Here is a 19,626-nt window from a genome sequence, read left to right on the forward strand (position 1 = left end):
TGAAATTTCTTGAAATACTGAGAGAGATGGCACTGCTCTCAAATTGATAGCACTTGCCGTTTCGCCCTTTATATATAGGCGGATCATCGGGCGGGATATTTTTTTGCCACTACTGTTAAAAAAAGTCAGTGCCACTACGCAAAAAAATGTTCGAAGTCGAGTGAAACTAAAGTTAGAAAATTGGTCGATGTATTTTTGACGCCATAAAAATGGCTAAAAGGTGGGGAAGGTTGAAGTGAATCAAGGGTCGGCGCACGAGGGGATGTGGAAGTCGTGCGCCGACTGGATGCATCACTCTGGTGCGTGATCGCGCAGAAACACCAGATTGTCCGGTTTGGATTGTTCGGCGCTGTAGCGATAGCCTTGAACGTCGAACTGCTTGAGGGTGGCCGGGTCATTGATGCGTTCATCGATGACGAAGCGACTCATCAAACCGCGGGCCTTTTTTGCGTAGAAGCTGATGATCTTGTACTGGCCGTTCTTCAGGTCTTTGAATTCGGTATTGATGATGCGCGCGTTCAAGTCGTTGCGCTTGACCGCCGAGAAGTACTCGTTGGACGCCAGGTTGAGCAGCACGTCATCGCCTTGATCGACCAGGGCTTCGTTCAGCCATTCGCTGATGCGCGTGCCCCAGAAGGCATACAGATCCTTGCCCCGGGCGTTGGCCAGCCTGGTGCCCATTTCCAGGCGATAGGGTTGCATCAGGTCCAGCGGACGCAGCAGGCCGTAGAGGCCCGAGAGCATGCGCAGGTGTTTTTGGGCGTAATCGAAATCGGCTTCGCTGAGGGTTTGCGCATTCATGCCGGTGTACACATCGCCCTTGAAGGCCAGCAGCGCCTGCTTGGCGTTTTCCGGGGTGAACGCGGGCGTCCAGCTGCCGAAACGCGCGGCGTTGAGCCCGCCGATCTTGTCGGAAACGTGCATCAACTCGCTGATCTGCGCCGGGGACAGCTCACGCAATTGCAGGATCAACTCCTGAGAGTGGTCGAGGTACTGCGGCTGGGTGAAGCGCTGGGTCGCCGGCGGTGTTTCATAGTCGAGGGTCTTGGCGGGTGAAATCACCATCAGCATGAAGTCGTCTCCTTTAATCGTGGCGGCGATTCTAGGGGGTTGTCGGTGTTGACTCCAGCTATGAGCGTGATAGGTGATCGGTGGTGTCATGGGGCAAGATCGCAGCCTCGCTTCGCTCGACAGCTCCTACGGGACCGGGTTGGCTCAAAAATGGAACCGGATCGCGTAGGCGCTGCCGTAGGCTGCGATCTTTTGATCTTCCCGGGATATAGTGCCGCGCGGGTTTTGTTACGGAGACATCCCATTGCGTATCGCTTTTCTCATCTCGATCTGGCTGTTGAGCTTCGGCGCCCTCGGGGCACCGGGCGATGTGGCGACGCTCGATCGCAGCACCTGGCCAGAAAAGCTCGGCAACCCGACACTGTTCGACGTGGCGTCGAGGGCCGAGATCCTCATGTTTTCCAGTGTGCTGTTGGCCAGCGAGGCGCTGGATGAACCCGCCCTGGCCCAGCGCCTGGGCCTGCGCACGATCAATCTGGAGTCGGTCAACCGGGTTCGCCAGCGTCTGTGGCAACGACTGCTGGCCAACTACAACTTCGCCCAACAGAGTTGCGACCAGGATGCCTCCTTCTGTTTTCTGGTCGACGACATGCCGACCCTGCACGAACAGGCCGCCAGGTTCCACGTCAGCGCGGACAGCTACTACATCAAGTGGGCCGAGCCGAGCCGTGTGTTTCACGCCCAATACCTGGACGAGCAGTTGCGCAAGGCCGCGCTGTTCCCGCAAACCAGCAGCGAAGTCGATCGTTTTGGCGACTATGAGCGCAGCGGCGATGGGATGCATGACCGGCTGTTTCTGCTGACTTTCGACAGCGCTGCCAATGCCGCGCCGGATAACACCGCCTGGGTCACCGAGTACCTGCGCAAGTCGAACCTGAGCGGGACGTTCTTCGTCCTCGGCAAGGACATCCAGGCCCGTTTGGCCGAGCATTCGGTGAGTAACCTGCAAGCGACCTACTCGACCCAGTGCATTGGCGTACAAGGCTGGGAATTCCGCTCCCACAGCCACTGGCAGGACTGGCAGGACTCGGTGCGCCGCAGCGCCGAACTGGTCAAAAGCAAGCTGCCGGAGAACTACGTGCCACTGTTCCGTCCGCCGGATGGCCAGCGCCGTTCCGATGCCGAAGGCTTCTTCAAGGCTCAGGGTCTGCAGGTCGCGCTGTGGGACATCGACGCCCAGGACGGCGCCGGCAAACTCAAGGGCAGCCCGAGTGCGCAACGGGTGCTGACCCTGATGCTGCTGTGGCGGCACGGCGTGATCAATTTCAATGTGAAACAGGAGGGGGTGAAAACGGCGTTGCCGTGGCTGGTCACGCAAACGGCGCCTGTCGGAATCGGCTGGGAAGATTGCCAGGATGCGTTTCGCTGAAAACGGCAAAACCCCGTAAACATCGGGTTTTTGGCGATTTTGGAAGGGGATTCGTTGCAGGTCGACTTATGACTGTAAACGGGTGATGGCAGTCCGCCAAGTGCTATTGGTCATTCTGAAAAATAAACTTCAAAAAAGCGTCAAAGTACTTTTTTCTGTCATACGTTTTGGAGTATTACGAAGACAGACCGCCGAAACCTGCAACACAGGTGGCGTCTTCCAAGACCCCGCATGTATGCAGAACACTTGAGTCCCCGCAGGTGTATTCGGCAGTCACTTCGAGGCGCAGCACCGTCAAGGTATTGCGTCGAATGGCTCCCACAAAGGTGACCGAGTATGGATGATCACGGACGTAGCTCTTCTTCCAACCAGCCAATCCTTTATGTACTCGATACCAACGTATTGATTCACGATCCAAACGCGCTGCTCAACTTCGAAGAACACCACGTCGCGATCCCGATGACCGTGCTTGAAGAGCTCGACAAGCTCAAGAGCGGGCATCACAGCGTTGCCGCCGAATGCCGCCAGGCCATCCGCCTGATCGACAAGACCCTGGGCGATGCCTCACCCGAGGACGTCGAGCAGGGTGTGCCGATCCAGCGTGGCAAAAGCGGACCCAAGGGTTTGCTGTCAATTCTGATGATCAGGAATGCCGAGCCGAATCTGATTCTGCCCGAGCACCTGAACGACAACAAAATCATCAACCAACTGATCGACCTGCACGCGCGCGACCCGAAAAAGCCCGTGGTGCTGGTCACCAAAGACATCAACATGCGCCTCAAGGCGCGCGCCTGCGGGATCGAGGCCGAGGACTACAGCACCGACCAACTGGTCGACGACGTGTCCTTGCTGCCCAACGGCTACCACAACATGACCGGCTCTTTCTGGGACCGCGTGAGCAAGGTCGAAACCCGTCAGGACCACGGCCGCACCTGGCATCAGGTGCAGTTGATCGACAACTTGCCGGCGGTGCACATCAATGAATTCATCATTGATGAACAGGGCTTTGTCGGCTGGATCAAGGAGATCGAAGAGGACCGCCTGCTGATCCTCGACCTGCACCAGGAACCGCTGCTGCACCAGGAGGCCTGGGGCCTGAAACCGCGTGATATCTATCAGAGCCTGGCGCTGTACGCCTTGCTCGATCCGGACATCCACCTGGTCAACCTGTCGGGTGCCGCGGGTTCGGGTAAAACCATCCTGGCGCTGGCCGCTGCGATCGAGCAGACCATGGTCAGCAAACGTTATCGCCGCATCATCGCCACCCGCAGCGTGCAGGGCCTGGACCAGGAAATCGGCTTTCTGCCCGGCACCGAGGCGGAAAAAATGGAGCCGTGGCTGGGCGCCATCACCGACAACCTCGAAGCCTTGCACATGGATGACGAAAGCACCCATGGCAGCGTCGACTACATCCTCAGCAAAGTGCCGTTGCAGTTCAAATCCCTCAACTACATCCGGGGCCGCAGCTTCCAACAGAGCCTGATTTTGATCGACGAATGCCAGAACCTTACGCCGCACCAGATGAAAACCATCATCACCCGTGCCGGCGCCGGTTCCAAAGTGGTGTGCCTGGGCAACCTGGCGCAGATCGACACCCCTTACCTGTCCGCGACCAGCTCCGGGCTGACCTACCTCACTGAACGCTTCAAGGACTTCCCGAACGGGGTGCACATCACCCTGCAAGGGGTACCACGCTCGATCCTGGCCGAATACGCCGAATCGCATTTGTAACTGTCCATCGGAACCGGGCGGCCCTACAGCCGCCCGGTTTTTTATGCCCGACACAAATTCTCTGTAGGAGCGAGCTTGCTCGCGAAGGTGGATCAGGCAACGCTGCGTAGACTGACACACCATCGCGAGCAAGCTCGCTCCTACAGGGACTGCGGCAAGCCGACAATCGTGCGTGCGGAAATTTGACCTGCAGGTTTACAATCGACGCTCCTGATCAGGAGTAATCCCGTGCTGACTCATCTCGATTCCCAAGGTCGCGCCAACATGGTCGACGTCACTGAAAAAGCCGTGACGTTCCGTGAGGCGACCGCCCAAGCGCTGGTGCGCATGCTGCCCGAAACCCTGCAGATGATCGTCAGTGGCGGCCACCCCAAGGGTGATGTGTTTGCCGTGGCGCGCATTGCCGGCATTCAGGCAGCGAAGAAAACCAGCGATCTGATTCCCCTGTGCCATCCGCTGATGCTGACCGGCGTCAAGGTCGAGCTCAGTGCCGAAGGCGACGATTCGGTGCGCATCGTGGCGCGCTGCAAGCTGTCCGGGCAGACTGGCGTCGAGATGGAGGCGTTGACCGCTGCCAGTGTCGCCGCGCTGACCATCTACGACATGTGCAAGGCCGTGGACCGCGGCATGACCATCGAAAGCGTGCGTCTGCTGGAGAAGGTCGGTGGCAAGAGTGGTCATTTCCAGGCGGAGCAGCCATGAACGTTACCGTGAAGTTTTTCGCTCGTTATCGTGAAGCGCTGGGTGTGGACTCGGTGAAGGTTCAAGGCGATTTCGCCACCGTTGACGATATCCGCGCACTGTTGGCCCAGCGTGACGGTGCCGAGGTGTTGAGCGAGCAAAACCTGATGTGCGCCCGCAACGAAGACCTCTGCCAGCTCGACGAGCCGGTCAGCGAGGGCGATGAAGTGGCGTTCTTCCCGACTGTGACCGGAGGCTGAACCATGGCCATTCGCTTGCAGTCCACGCCGTTCGACCCGGGTGCCGAGGTCAACGCCATGCACGACGCCAACGTCGGCGTGGGGGCGGTGGTGAGTTTTGTCGGCTATGTGCGCGACTTCAACGACGGCCTCGATGTGGCCGGGATGTTCCTCGAGCATTATCCCGGCATGACCGAAAAAGCCCTCGGCAAGATCGCCACCGAGGCCGAGCAGCGCTGGCCGCTGCTCAAGCTGGAAGTGCTGCACCGCGTCGGCACCCTGGAACCGGGCGAGCCGATTGTCTTCGTCGGCGCGGCCAGCGCCCATCGTCAGGCGGCATTCGACGCCTGCGCCTTTGTCATGGATTACCTGAAAACCCGTGCGCCGTTCTGGAAGAAAGAAAACACCAGCGACGGGCCGCGCTGGGTCGAGGGGCGTGACAGTGATCATGCGGCGGCGGATCGCTGGAAACAGTAGTTTCTGCGGCGTCTCTGATTAAGCTATCGCGAGCAGGCTCGCTCCTACAGTAGATCTGTGTTCACAGTTCAAATGTAGGAGCGAGCCTGCTCGCGATGGCGTCATCTGCATCAGCAAAATTCTTGATGAACCACCACCCGACCACCGGCCGGAACGGGCTGCATTTGCCTCATTGACGATTTATACATAAAAGTCCAGTATGGAATTATAAGTACAAAAAAGATTTCCACCCGTTTCAGCTTTTTCTTCTGTCTTGCCAAACCAACAACAACCGCGAGAAAACGAACATGAAGAAGTTCCCCCTCATCACCGGTCTGGCCTTGAGCCTGTTGGCGTGCAGTTCTGTATTCGCCGCCGAGAAAACCCTGCGCATTGGCATTGAAGCCGCTTACCCGCCGTTCGCCTCGAAAACCGACAAAGGCGAAATCGTCGGTTTCGACTATGACATCGGCAATGCCCTGTGCGCACAGATGAAGGCCAAGTGTGTGTGGGTGGAAGGTGAGTTCGACGGTCTGATTCCTTCCCTGAAGGTGAAGAAAATCGACATGGCGCTGTCGTCCATGACCATCAATGAAGACCGCAAGAAGTCGGTGGACTTCACCCACAAGTACTATTTCACCTCGTCACGCCTGGTGATGAAGGATGGCGCGGTGGTGGATGACCAGTACGCCAGCCTCAAGGGCAAGACCGTCGGCGTGCAGCGCGCCACCACCACCGACCGTTACGCCACCGAGGTGTTCGAGCCCAAGGGCATCAACGTCAAGCGCTACAGCAACAACGAAGAAATCTACATGGACCTGGCCGCCGGTCGCCTCGACGCGATTTTTGCCGACACTATTCCGCTCAATGATTTCCTGTCGATGCCCCGTGGCAAGGGTTACGCCTTTGTCGGGCCGGAGCTGAAAGATCCGAAATATGTGGGCGAGGGTGCCGGGATTGCCGTGCGCAAGGGCAATACCGAACTGGTCAGCGAGCTGAACACGGCTATCGATGGTATTCGTGCCAATGGTGAGTACCAGAAGATTTCGGACAAGTATTTCAAGTCGGATATCTACGGCGACTGATGGTCCGCCATCGCGAGCAGGCTCGCTCCTACAGGGTACGGTGTACGCCGATCCATTGTAGGAGCGAGCCTGCTCGCGATGAGGCCAGATCAAACAATACAAATCTCAGGGCCTAGCCCTTCAATTCCTTCAAATGCTTGTACACCGTCGCCCGGCCCATGTTCAGCACATTGGCCACGTAGTTCGACGCACTTTTGCCCTTGAACGCGCCTTCGGCGTGCAACGCCAGCACCAGTTCACGCTTGTGGTCGCGGGTCAGCAGATTCAGGCTCAGCTGGCGTTCGCGCAGCCAGGCGTGGAGGAAAGTGTTGATCCGTTCCTGCCAGTCATCGCGGAACAGTGAATCCGGTTGCGGGATCAGCTTGGTCGGCGACAGGAACAGGTCCAAAGCGGCCTTGGCATTTTCGAACAACGAAATGTTCAGGTTGATGCACAGCACCGCCAGCGGATGACCCTCGCTGTCGCGTAGCACCGTGCTGAGGCTGCGAATCTTCTGACCATCCCAGTTGAGCTTTTCGTACGGCCCGATGTTTCGTTCGCTGACATCGTCGCTGAGCATGTCTTCCAGCGCCGAGTCGTCGCCGATTTCCCGTTTGGACAGGTTGTTGGCGATGTAGTCGACCTTTTGCGTACGCAGGTCGTGCAGCACCACTTCGGCGTGGGGAAAGAACAGTGTGGCGATGGCATCGGCGATCGCCCGGAAGTTATCCAGCGACGCAGTGTTCGGGACCGAGTCTTTTTCGGGGGCGTTCATACAGTGGAACTCCAGGCAGCGTCAGCGCCCCATCAAAGGGGCTCTGAAAGTGTGCCGTAATCGTGTGGGCGCGTCACCTGAGGATCAGGATCAGGATCAGCCGAGGCGGGCAGGGGAGAGCATTTCGGAATTCAGGCCGAAACGGCCAAGTGACTCGGGCAACGCTGCACCGCGCACCAGTGCTGCGCTGGCCAGGCCCATGGCAGGCGAGGTCTGGATGCCATAACCGCCCTGTGCCGCGACCCAGAACAGCCCCGGCACTTGTGGATCGAAACCGGACAGCAAGTCGCCGTCGCTGACGAAGCTGCGCAGGCCGGCCCAGGTGCGGGTCGGGCGGCGAATGGTCAGGGTCGTGGCCTCTTCGATCTGGTAGATGCCCATGGCAATGTCCAGCTCTTCGGGCTGTACGTCGTGGGGTTCGACCGGGTCGGCGTTGGCCGGCGAGCCGAGGAACATCCCGGCGTCGGGTTTCATGTAGAAGGATTCGTCGAGGCTGACCAGCATCGGCCAATGGTGGATGTCCACGCCTTCGGGGCCGGCGAAGATGAACGCGGCACGGCGTTTGGGTTGCAGGCCCAGCGGCTTGGCGCCGGCCAGTTCGCCGATCTTGTCGGCCCACGCGCCGGCGGCGTTGATGATGATCGGCGCGCTGAACGTCTGGCTGCCGGTCTGGACATGCCATGTACCTTGGCCGTCGCGGCTCAGGCTGACGACTTCGCTGTCGGTATGCACTTCGCCCTGGTTGCGGCGGATACCGCGCAAATAGCCCTGGTGCAGGGCATCGGTGTCGATGTCGCTGGCAGTCGGGTCGTAGATGGCGCCGTGGACCTTTTCCCGACGCAGGATCGGCACCAACGCGCAGGCCTCGTCGATGCCGAGCAATTGCATCTCTGGCACCGTGGTTTTTGCGCTCTGGTATTGCCTGTTCAGCTCGTCCGGGTCACCGGTGAAGTCCACGGTCATTTCGCCACGCGGGGTCAGCAGCGGGTGTTCGCAGAAACCGCTGGGCGGGTTGTCGAAAAAGTCCCGGCTGGCCAGAGTCAATGCGCGAACTTGCGGGGTGCCGTAGGCTGCGGTGTACAGCGCAGCCGACCGGCCGGTGGAGTGATAGGCCGGATGGGATTCGCGTTCGAGCACGATCACGCGGCCGTGCTGCGACAGCCAGAAACCGGTGGAAGCGCCGGCAATCCCGCCGCCGATGATGATGAAATCTGCCTGGCTCATGAACGTCTCCTGATAACGCGCGATGCCAATGGTTCGGTACCCTTGTAAGAGCGAGCTTGCTCGCGATGGTGGATCAGGCACCACTGTGTCGACTGACACACCATCGCGAGCAAGCTCGCTCCTACAGGGGGGGGGTTAGTGCTGCAGGCGATAGATCGCATTGGCCAGCGCAATATCTTCCAGGCCCAGGCCAATCGAGCGGAAGAACACATGTCGGTCGTAGCCGGGGCGCTGTACTTTCTCGCTTAGCAGATCGGGCAGGTCGCCGACAATCGCGCCCTTGTCCCAGCCGTGCCGTTCGGCGGCGATCAGCATTTCACCGGCCGAGCCCGGGGTGGTCAGGCGATAGTCACAGAACACCTGCATGTCATTGAGGCTCTGCGGCGGCACTTCGTGGGCGCGTGGCGCGTTGGTACTGATGGAGGTGATCAGCGCCGGTTTGCGTAAGTGAGACGGGTCGATCACAGGGCCAGCGGACGAGGTGCAGAGCATGATCACGTCGGCGTCCTGGACAGCAGCTTCGCGACTGTCGACGATGTTCAGGCGTGGCTCGATGTTTTTCAGCAGGCTCACGGTTTCGGCATCTTTGCTCAGGCTCGGCGAATACAGGCTGATGCTCTGCCAGTCGCGCAGGCCTTTCACGTAATGCAGGTGCGCCTGGGCCACTTTGCCGCTGCCGATGATGGCCAGGCGCCTGGCTGTGAGCGGCGCGAGGGCGTCGACCGCCACGGCGGTGGTCGCGGCGGTGCGGGCCGTGGTCAGTTCGCCCGCATCGCACAGCAACAGCGGCTGGCCGGTTTGCATCGACATCAGCAGTGTCCATGCCGTCACCAATGGCCCCTGTTCACGGACGATGTACGGCGAAGTCTTGATCCCGTACACGCCGTCTTCGGCCAACACGCCCAGGTAATTGATGAAGTCGCCGGCGCCCTGGGGAAATTCCACCAGCTGCTGCGCCGGTTGCACTGCTTGCCCGGCGGCCAGGTCGCGGAACAGTTTGCGCAGGATCTGCGGTACATCGACCTGCGCCAGTAGCTCGCGAGCCTGGGCTTGGGGGATCACTTGGGGCGTACTGGACATGGCCTGCTCCGGAGCTGGAAGTAAACTAATTTGTCTATTATGGACTTTTAGATATCTACAGCAAGCTCCTGTTGAAAAAAAGCCGGGCGAAAAAAAAGCGCAGTCCGTTTCCGGCTGCGCTTGTCTTTTCAGCGTTGCTTAATGAGGACGCTTGCGCTCAACTGCCCGCAACAGATGCGTCGGTGGCGTTTCACAGCTGATCTTGCGTCCCAGCAGTTCTTCGATGGACGGTAGCTGGTAGGAGTCGTCTTCACCGGCAAAGCTGATGGATACACCGTCGGCGCCAGCACGACCGGTCCGGCCGATGCGGTGCACGTAGTCGTCCGGCACTTCCGGAAGGGTGAAGTTGATCACGTGGCTGATGCCGTCGATGTGGATGCCGCGGCCGGCCACGTCGGTGGCCACCAGTACGCGGATCTTGCCTTCGCGGAAACCTTCCAGGGTCTTGATGCGCTTGTGCTGCGGCACGTCGCCGGACAGTTGCGCGGCGTTGATGCCGTCGCGCACCAGGCGTTCTTCGATGCGTCGCACTTCATCCTTGCGGTTGGCGAACACGATCACCCGCTCCCAACCATTGTCGTTGACCAGGTTGTAGAGCAGTTTGTATTTGTCGGCACCGGCCACCGCGTAGATGTGCTGCTCGACGTTTTCGCTGGCCACGTTCTGCGCTTCGATCTCGACGATCGACGGGTCGGTGGTCCATTGCTTGGCCAGGTTCATCACGTCTTCGGTGAAGGTCGCGGAGAACAGCAGCGTCTGACGCTCGGACTTCGGTGGCGTCTGGCGAATGATCTGGCGCACTTGCGGGATGAAGCCCATGTCGAGCATGCGGTCGGCTTCGTCCAGTACCATCACTTCGACCATGTCCAGATGCACGTCGCCGCGCTGGTTGAAGTCCAGCAGACGGCCCGGTGTGGCCACGAGGATGTCGCAGTGGCGGGCTTCGAGGTGCTTGAGTTGCTTGTCGAAGTCCATGCCGCCGACGAAGGTCATGACGTTGAGGCCGGTGTACTTGGTCAGGTCGGCGGCGTCCTTGGCGATCTGCACTACCAGTTCGCGGGTCGGTGCGATGATCAGTGCCCGCGGCTCACCCATGTAGCGCTCTTTCGGCGGCGGGGTTTGCAGCAGCTGGGTGATGATCGAGATCAGGAACGCAGCGGTTTTGCCGGTACCGGTCTGGGCGCGGCCGATGGCGTCTTTGCCCGCGAGGGTGAAGCCCAGCACCTGGGCCTGGATCGGCGTGCAATACGGGAAGCCCAGGTCCTGGATGGCGTGCATCAGCTCAGGGGCGAGTTTGAAATCGTGGAAGCGGGTTTTGCCTTCCTGGGGTTCGACGACGAAGTCTTCGAGTTTCCATGGGATGACCGGCGCCTTCGGCTTGGGTTCACGGCGCGGTTTGGCGGGTTTCGGCGTTTCGCTGCGTGGTTCTTCCGGGGGGGTTATCGCCGCAGGCTGGGCAGTTTGTGCGGTCTTCGGCTCATGCTTGGGTGCCGCGGTGGGGGCGGCCCGTTCAGACTGATTACCGTCGGTGCGGTGGCCGGGAGCGTGAGACGCAGCGTTGGGAACTGGCGCGAGTTGCTCAGTCTCGCTTTTACCGAACATTTTCTTGAGTGCTTTGAGCACGGTCATCTCATCAATTGGTTAAGGAATGTACGCCGGCCAGTGTAATGCAAGAACCGGGCGCGGCGTAGGGGGATGGATCAAAGGGCGCTTTTAATCCGGAACGCTCAGCGCAAGCGCTCGGCGAGCCAGGTGCCGATGTCGCGAATTTCTTCGGGTAACACTTCGTGACCCATTGGGTATTCCTGCCATGTCACGGTGACACCACGCAGCTTCAAATGCTCGTAGGCGCTGCGTCCCATCGAGTTTTGCACCACGTCGTCATACTGGCCGTGCATCGTCAGCACCGGAATGCGCTGCTGGCTGGCGGACAACTCCAGTTCATCGCCGAAGGTCGGTGCATAAGTAGAAAGGGCAACGATGCCACCCAGTGGTCCCTGCCACTTTAGAAACGCGGTGTGGAACACCACGGCACCGCCCTGGGAAAAACCTGCCAGGAAAATCCGCGAGGCGTCTATTCCGCAGGCTCGCTGCGCCTCAATCAATTCGATGATCCAGTTGGCGGACTCTTCAAGTTGTTCGCGATTGATCGCGCGCGCCGGGCTCATGGCCAATATGTCGTACCAGCTCGGCATCTCGTAACCGCCATTGATGGTCACGGCGCGGCTCGGTGCCTGGGGCAAAACGAAGCGGGTGCTCAGCAGGCTTTCCTGTAGCGCTTCGGCCACCGGCAGGAAGTCATAGCGGTCGGCGCCCAGGCCATGCAGCCAGATGACGCAGGCGTCTGCGGTCTTGACGGGTTCAAGAATCAAGGGGTTGGTCATGGCTGCTCCAATGTTGTGCGTGCGCGCTCATTAAGTGCGTGATCCAAGTGCGCGTCAGGTTGATCCGTTAAGAAGATGTCGCAAGGGTACAAGTTTTGCTATTGACCTGCAGCTGAAGCGCTTCCGCGGGCGGTGTGGTACGGGCTTTGCTATGGAGAAGCGGTGCAACACATCTCGCGCCCGGCGGTAACACTATCAGTGTACTGCCGACTGTGGGATAGCAATGAATCCGGTGATGGATGTTCGCCAAGGGCCGCTACGGGGCTTCGCGAACGTGAAAGGGCTACAGCCCCGTTCGGCCGACTGGTGAGAGTGAGTTTTCCATGATGTGGATTTTCTCCTACTAGACACATAGCTAACGTCTTACGTCGGTTGACCCCAAAAAAAACCAACACGGGTCGACTACGCCTCAAAAGGGTGCGACAGGACTCACGCTCCGACACAACAAGAGCAAAACTGGAGGTTTGAATGAAGATGTTGAAATCCACCCTGGCTATCGTGACTGCAGCCGCGGTGCTCGGTGTCAGCGGGTTTGCCCAGGCGGGTGCAACCCTGGATGCAGTGATGAAGAAGGGTTTCGTGCAGTGTGGCGTCAGCGATGGCCTGCCAGGCTTCTCGGTTCCGGATTCCACCGGCAAGATCGTGGGTATCGATGCTGACTACTGCCGCGCAGTAGCGGCGGCGGTCTTCGGCGACGCGACCAAGGTCAAGTTCAGCCAGTTGAACGCCAAGGAGCGCTTCACCGCGCTGCAATCCGGCGAAATCGACATCCTGTCGCGCAACACCACCATGACCAGCTCCCGTGACGCCGGCATGGGCCTGAAATTCCCAGGCTTCATCACCTACTACGACGGCATCGGCTTCCTGGTAAACAACAAGCTGGGCGTCAAGAGCGCCAAGGAACTGGACGGTGCAACCATCTGCATCCAGGCCGGTACCACCACCGAACTGAACGTCTCCGACTACTTCCGCGGCAACGGCCTGAAGTACACCCCAATCACCTTCGACACCTCCGACGAAAGCGCCAAGTCGCTGGAATCCGGTCGTTGCGACGTACTGACCTCCGACAAATCCCAGCTGTTCGCCCAGCGCAGCAAGCTGGCCTCGCCGAAGGACTACGTGGTTCTGCCGGAAACCATTTCCAAGGAACCTCTGGGCCCGGTCGTGCGTAATGGCGACGACGAGTGGCTGGCCATCGTGCGTTGGACTGGCTTCGCCATGCTCAACGCTGAAGAAGCCGGCATCACTTCGAAGAACGTCGAAGCCGAAGCCAAGGGCACCAAGAACCCGGACGTTGCCCGTCTGTTGGGTACCGACGGTGAATACGGCAAAGACCTGAAAGTGAAGAAAGACTGGGTCGTGCAGATCGTCAAGCAAGTGGGTAACTACGGCGAAGTGTTCGAGAAAAACCTCGGCAAGAGCACTCCGCTGGAAATCGACCGCGGGCTGAACGCTCTGTGGAACGCTGGCGGCATTCAATACGCACCACCAGTGCGCTGATGGTTCTATCACCCGGTGGGCCAACCACCGGGTGATGTTCTGTTCCATTATTTGCGGGGCACTTCATGCAAAATTCAATCGGCGCACCAAAGCAAAGGCTCAGCCTCAGCGATCCACGCGTGCGTGCTTGGCTATTCCAGATCATCACCATTGTCGCGGTGGTCTCGATGGGCTGGTATCTGTTCGATAACACGCAGACCAACCTTCAGCACCGGGGCATTACCTCCGGTTTCGACTTTCTGGAGCGCAGTGCCGGTTTCGGCATCGCTCAACACCTGATCGACTACACCGAATCGGACACCTATGCCCGAGTGTTTGTCATCGGCCTGCTCAACACCTTGCTGGTGACCTTCATCGGCGTGATCCTGGCGACGATCCTCGGGTTCATCGTCGGCGTGTCACGGCTGTCGAAGAACTGGATCATCAGCAAGGTAGCGACGGTGTATGTGGAAGTCTTCCGCAATATTCCGCCACTGCTGCAAATCCTGTTCTGGTATTTCGCGGTATTCCTGACCATGCCGGGGCCGCGCAACAGCCATAACTTCGGCGACACCTTCTTCGTCAGCGCCCGCGGCCTGAACATGCCCGCCGCTCTGATGGCGGATGGATTCTGGCCGTTTGTAGCCAGCGTCGTGGTGGCAATCGTCGCCATCGTGCTGATGAGCCGCTGGGCGACCAAGCGCTTCGAAGCCACCGGTGTGCCGTTCCACAAGTTCTGGGTGGGCCTGGCGATGTTCCTGGTCATCCCTGCGCTGTGTGCACTGATTTTCGGCGCACCATTGCATTGGGAAATGCCGAAGTTGCAAGGTTTCAACTTCGTCGGTGGCTGGGTGCTGATCCCGGAACTGCTGGCGCTGACCCTGGCCCTGACCGTGTACACCGCGGCGTTTATCGCCGAGATCGTGCGCTCGGGCATCAAGTCGGTCAGCCATGGCCAGACCGAAGCGGCGCACTCGCTGGGGCTGCGTAACGGTCCGACCCTGCGCAAGGTGATCATCCCGCAAGCCCTGCGCGTGATCATTCCACCGCTGACCAGCCAATACCTGAACCTGGCGAAGAACTCTTCGCTGGCAGCCGGTATCGGTTATCCGGAAATGGTCTCGCTGTTTGCCGGTACGGTGCTGAACCAGACCGGGCAGGCGATCGAGGTGATTGCGATCACCATGAGCGTGTACCTGGCGATCAGTATCAGCATTTCCCTGCTGATGAACTGGTACAACAAGCGCATTGCGCTGATCGAGCGGTAAGGAAAAGCGCATGAGCACTCATACTTTCAAACCCGACATGCCTCCACCGGGCCGCAGCATAGGCGTGGTGGCGTGGATGCGCGCGAACATGTTCTCCAGCTGGCTCAACACCCTGCTGACCCTGTTTGCGTTTTATCTGATTTACCTGGTGATTCCGCCGATCCTGAGCTGGGCCATTCTCGACGCCAACTGGGTGGGTACGACCCGCGCCGACTGCACCAAGGAAGGCGCCTGCTGGGTGTTCATCCAGCAGCGTTTCGGCCAGTTCATGTACGGCTACTACCCGCCTGAACTGCGCTGGCGCGTGGACCTGACGGTGTGGCTGGCGATCGTCGGCGTGGCGCCGTTGTTCATCTCGCGCTTTCATCATAAAGCGGTGTACGGGCTGGGCTTCCTGGTGCTGTACCCGATCTTTGCCTACTTCCTGCTGAATGGCGGCATTTTTGGCCTGACCAGCGTGGCGACCAGTCAATGGGGCGGCCTGATGCTGACCCTGGTGATCGCCACCGTCGGCATCGCCGGTGCGCTGCCGCTGGGGATTGTCCTGGCCCTGGGCCGTCGTTCGAACATGCCGGCGATTCGCGTGGTCTGCGTGACCTTCATCGAGTTCTGGCGCGGCGTGCCGTTGATCACGGTGCTGTTCATGTCCTCGGTGATGCTGCCGTTGTTCCTGCCCGAAGGCATGAACTTCGACAAGCTGCTGCGGGCGCTGATCGGCGTGATCCTGTTCCAGTCGGCCTACGTGGCCGAGGTGGTGCGCGGTGGTCTGCAGGCGATTCCAAAAGGTCAGTACGAAGCCGCTGCCGCGATGGGCCTGGGCTACTGGCGCAGCATGGGCCTGGTGATTCTGCCGCAAGCCCTGAAGCTGGTGATCCCCGGCATCGTCAACACCTTCATTGCGCTGTTCAAGGACACTAGCCTGGTGATCATCATCGGCCTGTTCGACCTGCTCAACAGCGTCAAGCAAGCCGCTGCCGATCCGAAATGGCTGGGCATGGCCACCGAAGGCTATGTGTTCGCCGCCCTGGTGTTCTGGATTTTCTGTTTTGGTATGTCGCGCTATTCCATGCATCTGGAACGCAAGCTCGACACAGGCCACAAGCGCTAAGTCGCTACCTAATTTAGGAAGTTCTCCAATGAGCGAAGCAATCAAAAAGCCTGTGAGCCCTGAAGGCATTATTCAGATGCAGGGCGTGAACAAGTGGTACGGCCAGTTCCACGTGCTCAAAGACATCAACCTCAACGTCAAGCAGGGCGAGCGTATCGTGCTGTGCGGGCCGTCGGGTTCCGGCAAGTCCACCACCATCCGCTGTCTCAACCGACTGGAAGAGCACCAGCAGGGCCGCATCGTGGTCGATGGCGTAGAGCTGACCAACGACCTCAAGCAGATCGAGGCGATTCGCCGTGAAGTCGGCATGGTGTTCCAGCACTTCAACCTGTTCCCGCACCTGACCATTTTGCAGAACTGCACCCTGGCGCCGATGTGGGTGCGCAAGATGCCCAAGCGCAAGGCCGAGGAAATTGCCATGCACTACCTGGAACGCGTACGCATTCCGGAACAGGCGCATAAATTCCCGGGGCAACTGTCCGGCGGTCAGCAGCAGCGTGTGGCGATTGCCCGCGCGCTGTGCATGAAACCGAAAATCATGCTGTTCGACGAACCGACTTCGGCGCTCGACCCGGAGATGGTGAAGGAAGTACTCGACACCATGATCGGCCTGGCCGAAGACGGCATGACCATGCTCTGCGTAACCCACGAAATGGGCTTCGCCCGCACCGTGGCCAACCGCGTGATCTTCATGGACAAGGGTGAAATCGTCGAGCAGGCGGCGCCGAACGACTTCTTCGATAACCCGCAGAATGATCGCACCAAGCTGTTCCTGAGCCAGATCCTGCATTGATCGAACCCAGGCACTGAAATAAACCCGGACTGAGTTCCGGGTTTATTTTTGCCTGGAATTTGGGACCCTGTAGGAGCGAGCCTGCTCGCGATGAATGTGACGGCAACGCAGTGTCCAGATAGAACGCGCCATCGTTCACGCCCATCGCGAGCAGGCTCGCTCCTACAGGGATCGCCTTGCTCTCTCGGATGAAGCTGACTACCATGTCAGAAAATTCATCCTATGATTGGATGAGAGGGCGAATTCAATGTCTGAAATATCCCCAATAGTGAAACGATCCCTGGTCGATCAGGCCCTGGGCCAACTGCGCCTGCGCATCAACCAAGGCGTTTGGGTCGTGGGCCAGCGGTTGCCCACCGAGCCTGAGTTGTCGGCCGAACTGGGCATCAGCCGCAATACCGTGCGCGAAGCCATGCGCGTGTTGGCGTTTTCCGGGTTGATCGAAATCCGTCAGGGCGACGGCAGTTACCTGCGCGCGGTGATCGATCCGCTCGATACCTTGAAGGCGCTGTCCCGTTGCTCCCTTGAGCAGGCCCGGGAAACCCGGCACATCCTTGAAGTCGAGGCTGTCGGCCTGGCAGCCATGCGCCGAACCGATGAAGACCTGGTGGCATTGCGCGAGGCGCTGGGTGTCAGCGGCAGCCACTACCACGGTGATCTCGACACCTACATCGCCTGCGATCTGGTGTTTCACCGCCGCTTGGTGGACGCCGCGCATAACCCGACCCTCAGCGAGTTGTACCGCTATTTCTCCAGCATCGTCGGCGCGCAGTTGCGCCAGACCCTGAGCATCGTCCCGCGCCGCCAGGAAGTGTTCGACCTGCACATCGAATTGCTCGATGCCGTCGAACAACGCGACCCGGAACGGGCCAAAGCCCTGTCGAGGCAGTTGATCAATGAACCTTGAAACCGAAAAGTCCATGCACCGCAGTGATTTATCCACAGTCGCCAAACGCTCGGCAGAGCTGGAAGAGCTGCTGATCGACGCCGAGGCGGATGACGAACAGGTCCAGCAAACTCACCCGGTTTTGCGCCGGCCATGGCTGTTGCTGATGGGTCTGATACTTGTGGCGCTGAACCTGCGCCCGGCGCTGTCGAGCATGGCGCCGATGCTCAGTGAGGTGTCGAAATCCCTTGGCCTTACAGCCTCCCAGGCCGGTCTGCTGACAACGCTGCCGGTGCTTTGCCTGGGGTTGTTCGCGCCACTTGCACCGGTGTTGGCCCGACGCTTCGGCGCCGAGCGGGTGGTATTGGGGATTCTGCTGACGCTGGCGGGCGGGATCATTCTGCGCAGCTCGTTCGGTGAGATCGGTCTTTTTGCCGGCAGCGTGCTCGGCGGTGCCAGCATCGGCGTGATCGGTGTGTTGCTGCCGGGCATCGTCAAGCGTGACTTCCCGAATCAGGCCGGGACTATGACCGGCGTCTACACCATGGCCCTGTGCCTGGGCGCGGCGATGGCGGCGGGTGCGACGGTGCCGCTGAGCGAGCATTTCGACAAAAGCTGGGCGCTGGGTCTCGGCTTCTGGGTCATTCCGGCATTTGCGGCGGCACTGTTCTGGTTGCCGCAAGTCGGCCAGAAACACGGAGCGCACCATGTTGCCTACCGCGTTCGGGGACTATTGCGTGACCCGCTGGCCTGGCAGGTGACCTTGTACATGGGCCTGCAATCGTCCCTGGCCTACATCGTGTTCGGCTGGTTGCCGTCGATTCTGATCGGGCGCGGCCTGACCCCGACCCAGGCCGGGCTGGTGCTGTCGGGTTCGGTGATCGTTCAACTGGTCAGCTCCCTCGCCGCGCCATGGCTGGCGACTCGCGGCAAGGATCAGCGCCTGGCGATCGTGATTGTGATGGTGCTGACGCTCGGCGGTCTGTTCGGTTGCCTGTATGCACCGATCGATGGCTTGTGGGGCTGGGCGATCGTACTCGGGTTGGGGCAGGGCGCCACGTTCAGCCTGGCGTTGACCCTGATTGTGCTGCGCTCGCGGGACTCCCATGTGGCGGCGAACCTGTCGAGCATGGCCCAGGGCTTCGGTTACACCCTGGCGTCCATGGGGCCGTTCGCGGTCGGTATCGTGCATGACTGGACCGGCGGCTGGACGGCCGTGGGCTGGATTTTTGGCGTCATTGGCCTGGGTGCGATCATCGCCGGGCTCGGTGCCGGGCGGGCGCTGTATGTGCAGGTCAGCAGTGAGAAAATGTAATCGCGATGCACACCTATAGATAGAGAACCTCCAGGGTCGCGGAGCCGTCGAGTGTTGCATCGTCACTCAGGTCCAGTGTTGAGGTGGGGGCTATGACCGTGACGATCGTGACCCGACTGCTCAGGTTCTGAATCGCGACAGGGCCTGCGGTGCTGCCGGCCACATCGGTGAAGCCCAGATAGCTTTGGGCGCCAATCGGTATGGGGCTGGACCTGGATGTACTCCACGCCCGCCCTCCAGTGGTGGAGTCGGTTCGATAGACCTCAGGCCAAGCGTCCACTACGGTTCTGGCGGGATCGAAGTGCAACGAATAAAGACCAATCCTGTTGTCGCTGCGGTCGAAATTCAGACCGTAATAGATCTCACTGTTGACGATGGCCGAGCCTTCCCGGTTGTCTCGCATGATCAATGCGAAACGGGCCGCAGCGTTGCAACTGATGTTGAGGTCAAGGAATTGGTCACGCAGTTGCGTCCTTTTGTCTACGTTCAGGTCCTGCCGGGAGATTTTTCCGTAGTCGACAAGACCGTTATTGGAAAAAATCGGGGTGCAGGCGACCGGAGTGATGATGCCGTTGACAGTCATATCGGCGGTAGAGGCGGCCAGGGCGCAAGTCGTGCTCAGCAACAGCGCTGCGGTCAGGGCTGTAAGGATACACTTCATCGATAAATTCCTTTTCGAGAAGAAGGTACAGGTGCTGAACCG

General features: G+C 59.7%; 19 protein-coding genes. 12 read left to right on the top strand and 7 right to left on the bottom strand.

Annotated features, from left to right (window positions below; all coding sequences use genetic code 11):
• Nucleotides 1-291: 291 nt before the first annotated feature.
• Nucleotides 292-1,071 (bottom strand): peroxide stress protein YaaA, encoded by a 780-nt coding sequence (gene yaaA / locus KGA83_RS10125; RefSeq protein WP_108214950.1) that lies wholly within the window; start codon nucleotides 1,069-1,071, stop codon nucleotides 292-294.
• Between the two features lie 244 nt (nucleotides 1,072-1,315).
• On the opposite strand from yaaA, the gene KGA83_RS10130 reads away from it, so the two are divergent.
• From KGA83_RS10130 to KGA83_RS10155, 6 genes are all read left to right on the top strand, one after another.
• Complete coding sequence (locus KGA83_RS10130; RefSeq protein WP_108214951.1) at nucleotides 1,316-2,440, top strand: polysaccharide deacetylase family protein; 1,125 nt, start codon at nucleotides 1,316-1,318, stop codon at nucleotides 2,438-2,440.
• Nucleotides 2,441-2,776: 336 nt separating this feature from the next.
• The gene (locus KGA83_RS10135) at nucleotides 2,777-4,171 is read left to right on the top strand and encodes a PhoH family protein (protein WP_108214952.1); all 1,395 of its coding nucleotides are present in this window, start codon (nucleotides 2,777-2,779) and stop codon (nucleotides 4,169-4,171) included.
• A 228-nt stretch (nucleotides 4,172-4,399) separates the two neighbouring features.
• Nucleotides 4,400-4,873 carry a cyclic pyranopterin monophosphate synthase MoaC gene (moaC, locus tag KGA83_RS10140; RefSeq protein ID WP_007972660.1) on the top strand — a complete coding sequence of 158 codons (474 nt, stop codon included), beginning with the start codon at nucleotides 4,400-4,402 and terminating at the stop codon, nucleotides 4,871-4,873.
• A complete protein-coding gene (gene moaD, locus KGA83_RS10145) occupies nucleotides 4,870-5,112 on the top strand; it encodes a molybdopterin converting factor subunit 1 (RefSeq protein WP_108214954.1) in 243 nt (80 codons plus the stop codon). The genes moaC and moaD overlap by 4 nt, the downstream gene beginning before the upstream one ends.
• Before the next feature lie 3 nt (nucleotides 5,113-5,115).
• Nucleotides 5,116-5,568 carry a molybdopterin synthase catalytic subunit MoaE gene (gene moaE / locus KGA83_RS10150; RefSeq protein ID WP_108214955.1) on the top strand — a complete coding sequence of 151 codons (453 nt, stop codon included), beginning with the start codon at nucleotides 5,116-5,118 and terminating at the stop codon, nucleotides 5,566-5,568.
• A gap of 287 nt (nucleotides 5,569-5,855) precedes the next feature.
• The gene (locus tag KGA83_RS10155; RefSeq protein ID WP_108214956.1) at nucleotides 5,856-6,632 is read left to right on the top strand and encodes an ABC transporter substrate-binding protein; all 777 of its coding nucleotides are present in this window, start codon (nucleotides 5,856-5,858) and stop codon (nucleotides 6,630-6,632) included.
• A 112-nt stretch (nucleotides 6,633-6,744) separates the two neighbouring features.
• Here KGA83_RS10155 and KGA83_RS10160 read toward each other — a convergent pair whose 3' ends face one another.
• The 5 genes from KGA83_RS10160 to KGA83_RS10180 all read right to left on the bottom strand — a co-directional run bounded on the left by KGA83_RS10160 (nucleotide 6,745) and on the right by KGA83_RS10180 (nucleotide 12,074).
• Nucleotides 6,745-7,386, bottom strand: a complete 642-nt coding sequence (locus KGA83_RS10160) for a transcriptional regulator (protein ID WP_108214957.1) — start codon at nucleotides 7,384-7,386, stop codon at nucleotides 6,745-6,747.
• A 96-nt stretch (nucleotides 7,387-7,482) separates the two neighbouring features.
• Nucleotides 7,483-8,610: an NAD(P)/FAD-dependent oxidoreductase gene (locus KGA83_RS10165; RefSeq protein ID WP_223529624.1), complete on the bottom strand. Its 1,128-nt coding sequence runs from the start codon at nucleotides 8,608-8,610 to the stop codon at nucleotides 7,483-7,485.
• Between the two features lie 135 nt (nucleotides 8,611-8,745).
• The gene (locus tag KGA83_RS10170) at nucleotides 8,746-9,690 is read right to left on the bottom strand and encodes an ornithine cyclodeaminase family protein (RefSeq protein WP_223529626.1); all 945 of its coding nucleotides are present in this window, start codon (nucleotides 9,688-9,690) and stop codon (nucleotides 8,746-8,748) included.
• 138 nt (nucleotides 9,691-9,828) lie between these two features.
• A complete protein-coding gene (rhlB, locus tag KGA83_RS10175; RefSeq protein ID WP_223529628.1) occupies nucleotides 9,829-11,319 on the bottom strand; it encodes an ATP-dependent RNA helicase RhlB in 1,491 nt (496 codons plus the stop codon).
• A gap of 98 nt (nucleotides 11,320-11,417) precedes the next feature.
• On the bottom strand, nucleotides 11,418-12,074 hold the full coding sequence (locus tag KGA83_RS10180) for an alpha/beta hydrolase (protein WP_108214961.1): 657 nt from the start codon (nucleotides 12,072-12,074) through the stop codon (nucleotides 11,418-11,420).
• A 468-nt stretch (nucleotides 12,075-12,542) separates the two neighbouring features.
• On the opposite strand from KGA83_RS10180, the gene KGA83_RS10185 reads away from it, so the two are divergent.
• The 6 genes from KGA83_RS10185 to KGA83_RS10210 all read left to right on the top strand — a co-directional run bounded on the left by KGA83_RS10185 (nucleotide 12,543) and on the right by KGA83_RS10210 (nucleotide 18,923).
• Nucleotides 12,543-13,574 carry an amino acid ABC transporter substrate-binding protein gene (locus KGA83_RS10185; RefSeq protein ID WP_108214962.1) on the top strand — a complete coding sequence of 344 codons (1,032 nt, stop codon included), beginning with the start codon at nucleotides 12,543-12,545 and terminating at the stop codon, nucleotides 13,572-13,574.
• A 65-nt stretch (nucleotides 13,575-13,639) separates the two neighbouring features.
• A complete protein-coding gene (locus KGA83_RS10190; protein ID WP_108214963.1) occupies nucleotides 13,640-14,821 on the top strand; it encodes an amino acid ABC transporter permease in 1,182 nt (393 codons plus the stop codon).
• A 10-nt stretch (nucleotides 14,822-14,831) separates the two neighbouring features.
• Nucleotides 14,832-15,929: an amino acid ABC transporter permease gene (locus tag KGA83_RS10195; RefSeq protein ID WP_218426834.1), complete on the top strand. Its 1,098-nt coding sequence runs from the start codon at nucleotides 14,832-14,834 to the stop codon at nucleotides 15,927-15,929.
• A gap of 28 nt (nucleotides 15,930-15,957) precedes the next feature.
• Nucleotides 15,958-16,722, top strand: coding sequence for an amino acid ABC transporter ATP-binding protein (locus tag KGA83_RS10200; RefSeq protein WP_108214965.1), 765 nt, complete (start codon nucleotides 15,958-15,960; stop codon nucleotides 16,720-16,722).
• 247 nt (nucleotides 16,723-16,969) lie between these two features.
• Nucleotides 16,970-17,629, top strand: coding sequence for a FadR/GntR family transcriptional regulator (locus KGA83_RS10205; protein ID WP_223529630.1), 660 nt, complete (start codon nucleotides 16,970-16,972; stop codon nucleotides 17,627-17,629).
• Entirely contained in the window at nucleotides 17,619-18,923 is a 1,305-nt protein-coding gene (locus tag KGA83_RS10210) for a CynX/NimT family MFS transporter (protein ID WP_223529632.1), read from the top strand. Before KGA83_RS10205 ends, KGA83_RS10210 begins: the two co-directional genes overlap by 11 nt.
• 13 nt (nucleotides 18,924-18,936) lie before the next feature.
• Here the strand turns inward: KGA83_RS10210 and KGA83_RS10215 are convergent, their stop codons facing one another.
• On the bottom strand, nucleotides 18,937-19,584 hold the full coding sequence (locus tag KGA83_RS10215) for a DUF1120 domain-containing protein (RefSeq protein ID WP_223529634.1): 648 nt from the start codon (nucleotides 19,582-19,584) through the stop codon (nucleotides 18,937-18,939).
• Nucleotides 19,585-19,626 lie beyond the last annotated feature (42 nt).

It is taken from the genome of Pseudomonas sp. GL-R-19, from assembly GCF_019956375.1.
Taxonomy (GTDB): Bacteria; Pseudomonadota; Gammaproteobacteria; order Pseudomonadales; family Pseudomonadaceae; genus Aquipseudomonas.

Bases quoted from the DNA above. Each gene is read 5' to 3' on its own strand.
- KGA83_RS10195 (WP_218426834.1), top strand. From the start codon at position 14,832: ATGAGCACTCATACTTTCAAACCCGACATGCCTCCACCGGGCCGCAGC.
- yaaA (WP_108214950.1), bottom strand. From the start codon at position 1,071: ATGCTGATGGTGATTTCACCCGCCAAGACCCTCGACTATGAAACACCG.
- moaE (WP_108214955.1), top strand. From the start codon at position 5,116: ATGGCCATTCGCTTGCAGTCCACGCCGTTCGACCCGGGTGCCGAGGTC.
- rhlB (WP_223529628.1), bottom strand. From the start codon at position 11,319: ATGACCGTGCTCAAAGCACTCAAGAAAATGTTCGGTAAAAGCGAGACT.
- KGA83_RS10205 (WP_223529630.1), top strand. From the start codon at position 16,970: ATGTCTGAAATATCCCCAATAGTGAAACGATCCCTGGTCGATCAGGCC.
- KGA83_RS10190 (WP_108214963.1), top strand. From the start codon at position 13,640: ATGCAAAATTCAATCGGCGCACCAAAGCAAAGGCTCAGCCTCAGCGAT.
- KGA83_RS10155 (WP_108214956.1), top strand. From the start codon at position 5,856: ATGAAGAAGTTCCCCCTCATCACCGGTCTGGCCTTGAGCCTGTTGGCG.
- KGA83_RS10170 (WP_223529626.1), bottom strand. From the start codon at position 9,690: ATGTCCAGTACGCCCCAAGTGATCCCCCAAGCCCAGGCTCGCGAGCTA.
- KGA83_RS10215 (WP_223529634.1), bottom strand. From the start codon at position 19,584: ATGAAGTGTATCCTTACAGCCCTGACCGCAGCGCTGTTGCTGAGCACG.
- KGA83_RS10135 (WP_108214952.1), top strand. From the start codon at position 2,777: ATGGATGATCACGGACGTAGCTCTTCTTCCAACCAGCCAATCCTTTAT.
- KGA83_RS10160 (WP_108214957.1), bottom strand. From the start codon at position 7,386: ATGAACGCCCCCGAAAAAGACTCGGTCCCGAACACTGCGTCGCTGGAT.
- KGA83_RS10165 (WP_223529624.1), bottom strand. From the start codon at position 8,610: ATGAGCCAGGCAGATTTCATCATCATCGGCGGCGGGATTGCCGGCGCT.
- moaD (WP_108214954.1), top strand. From the start codon at position 4,870: ATGAACGTTACCGTGAAGTTTTTCGCTCGTTATCGTGAAGCGCTGGGT.
- KGA83_RS10180 (WP_108214961.1), bottom strand. From the start codon at position 12,074: ATGACCAACCCCTTGATTCTTGAACCCGTCAAGACCGCAGACGCCTGC.
- KGA83_RS10200 (WP_108214965.1), top strand. From the start codon at position 15,958: ATGAGCGAAGCAATCAAAAAGCCTGTGAGCCCTGAAGGCATTATTCAG.
- KGA83_RS10185 (WP_108214962.1), top strand. From the start codon at position 12,543: ATGAAGATGTTGAAATCCACCCTGGCTATCGTGACTGCAGCCGCGGTG.
- KGA83_RS10210 (WP_223529632.1), top strand. From the start codon at position 17,619: ATGAACCTTGAAACCGAAAAGTCCATGCACCGCAGTGATTTATCCACA.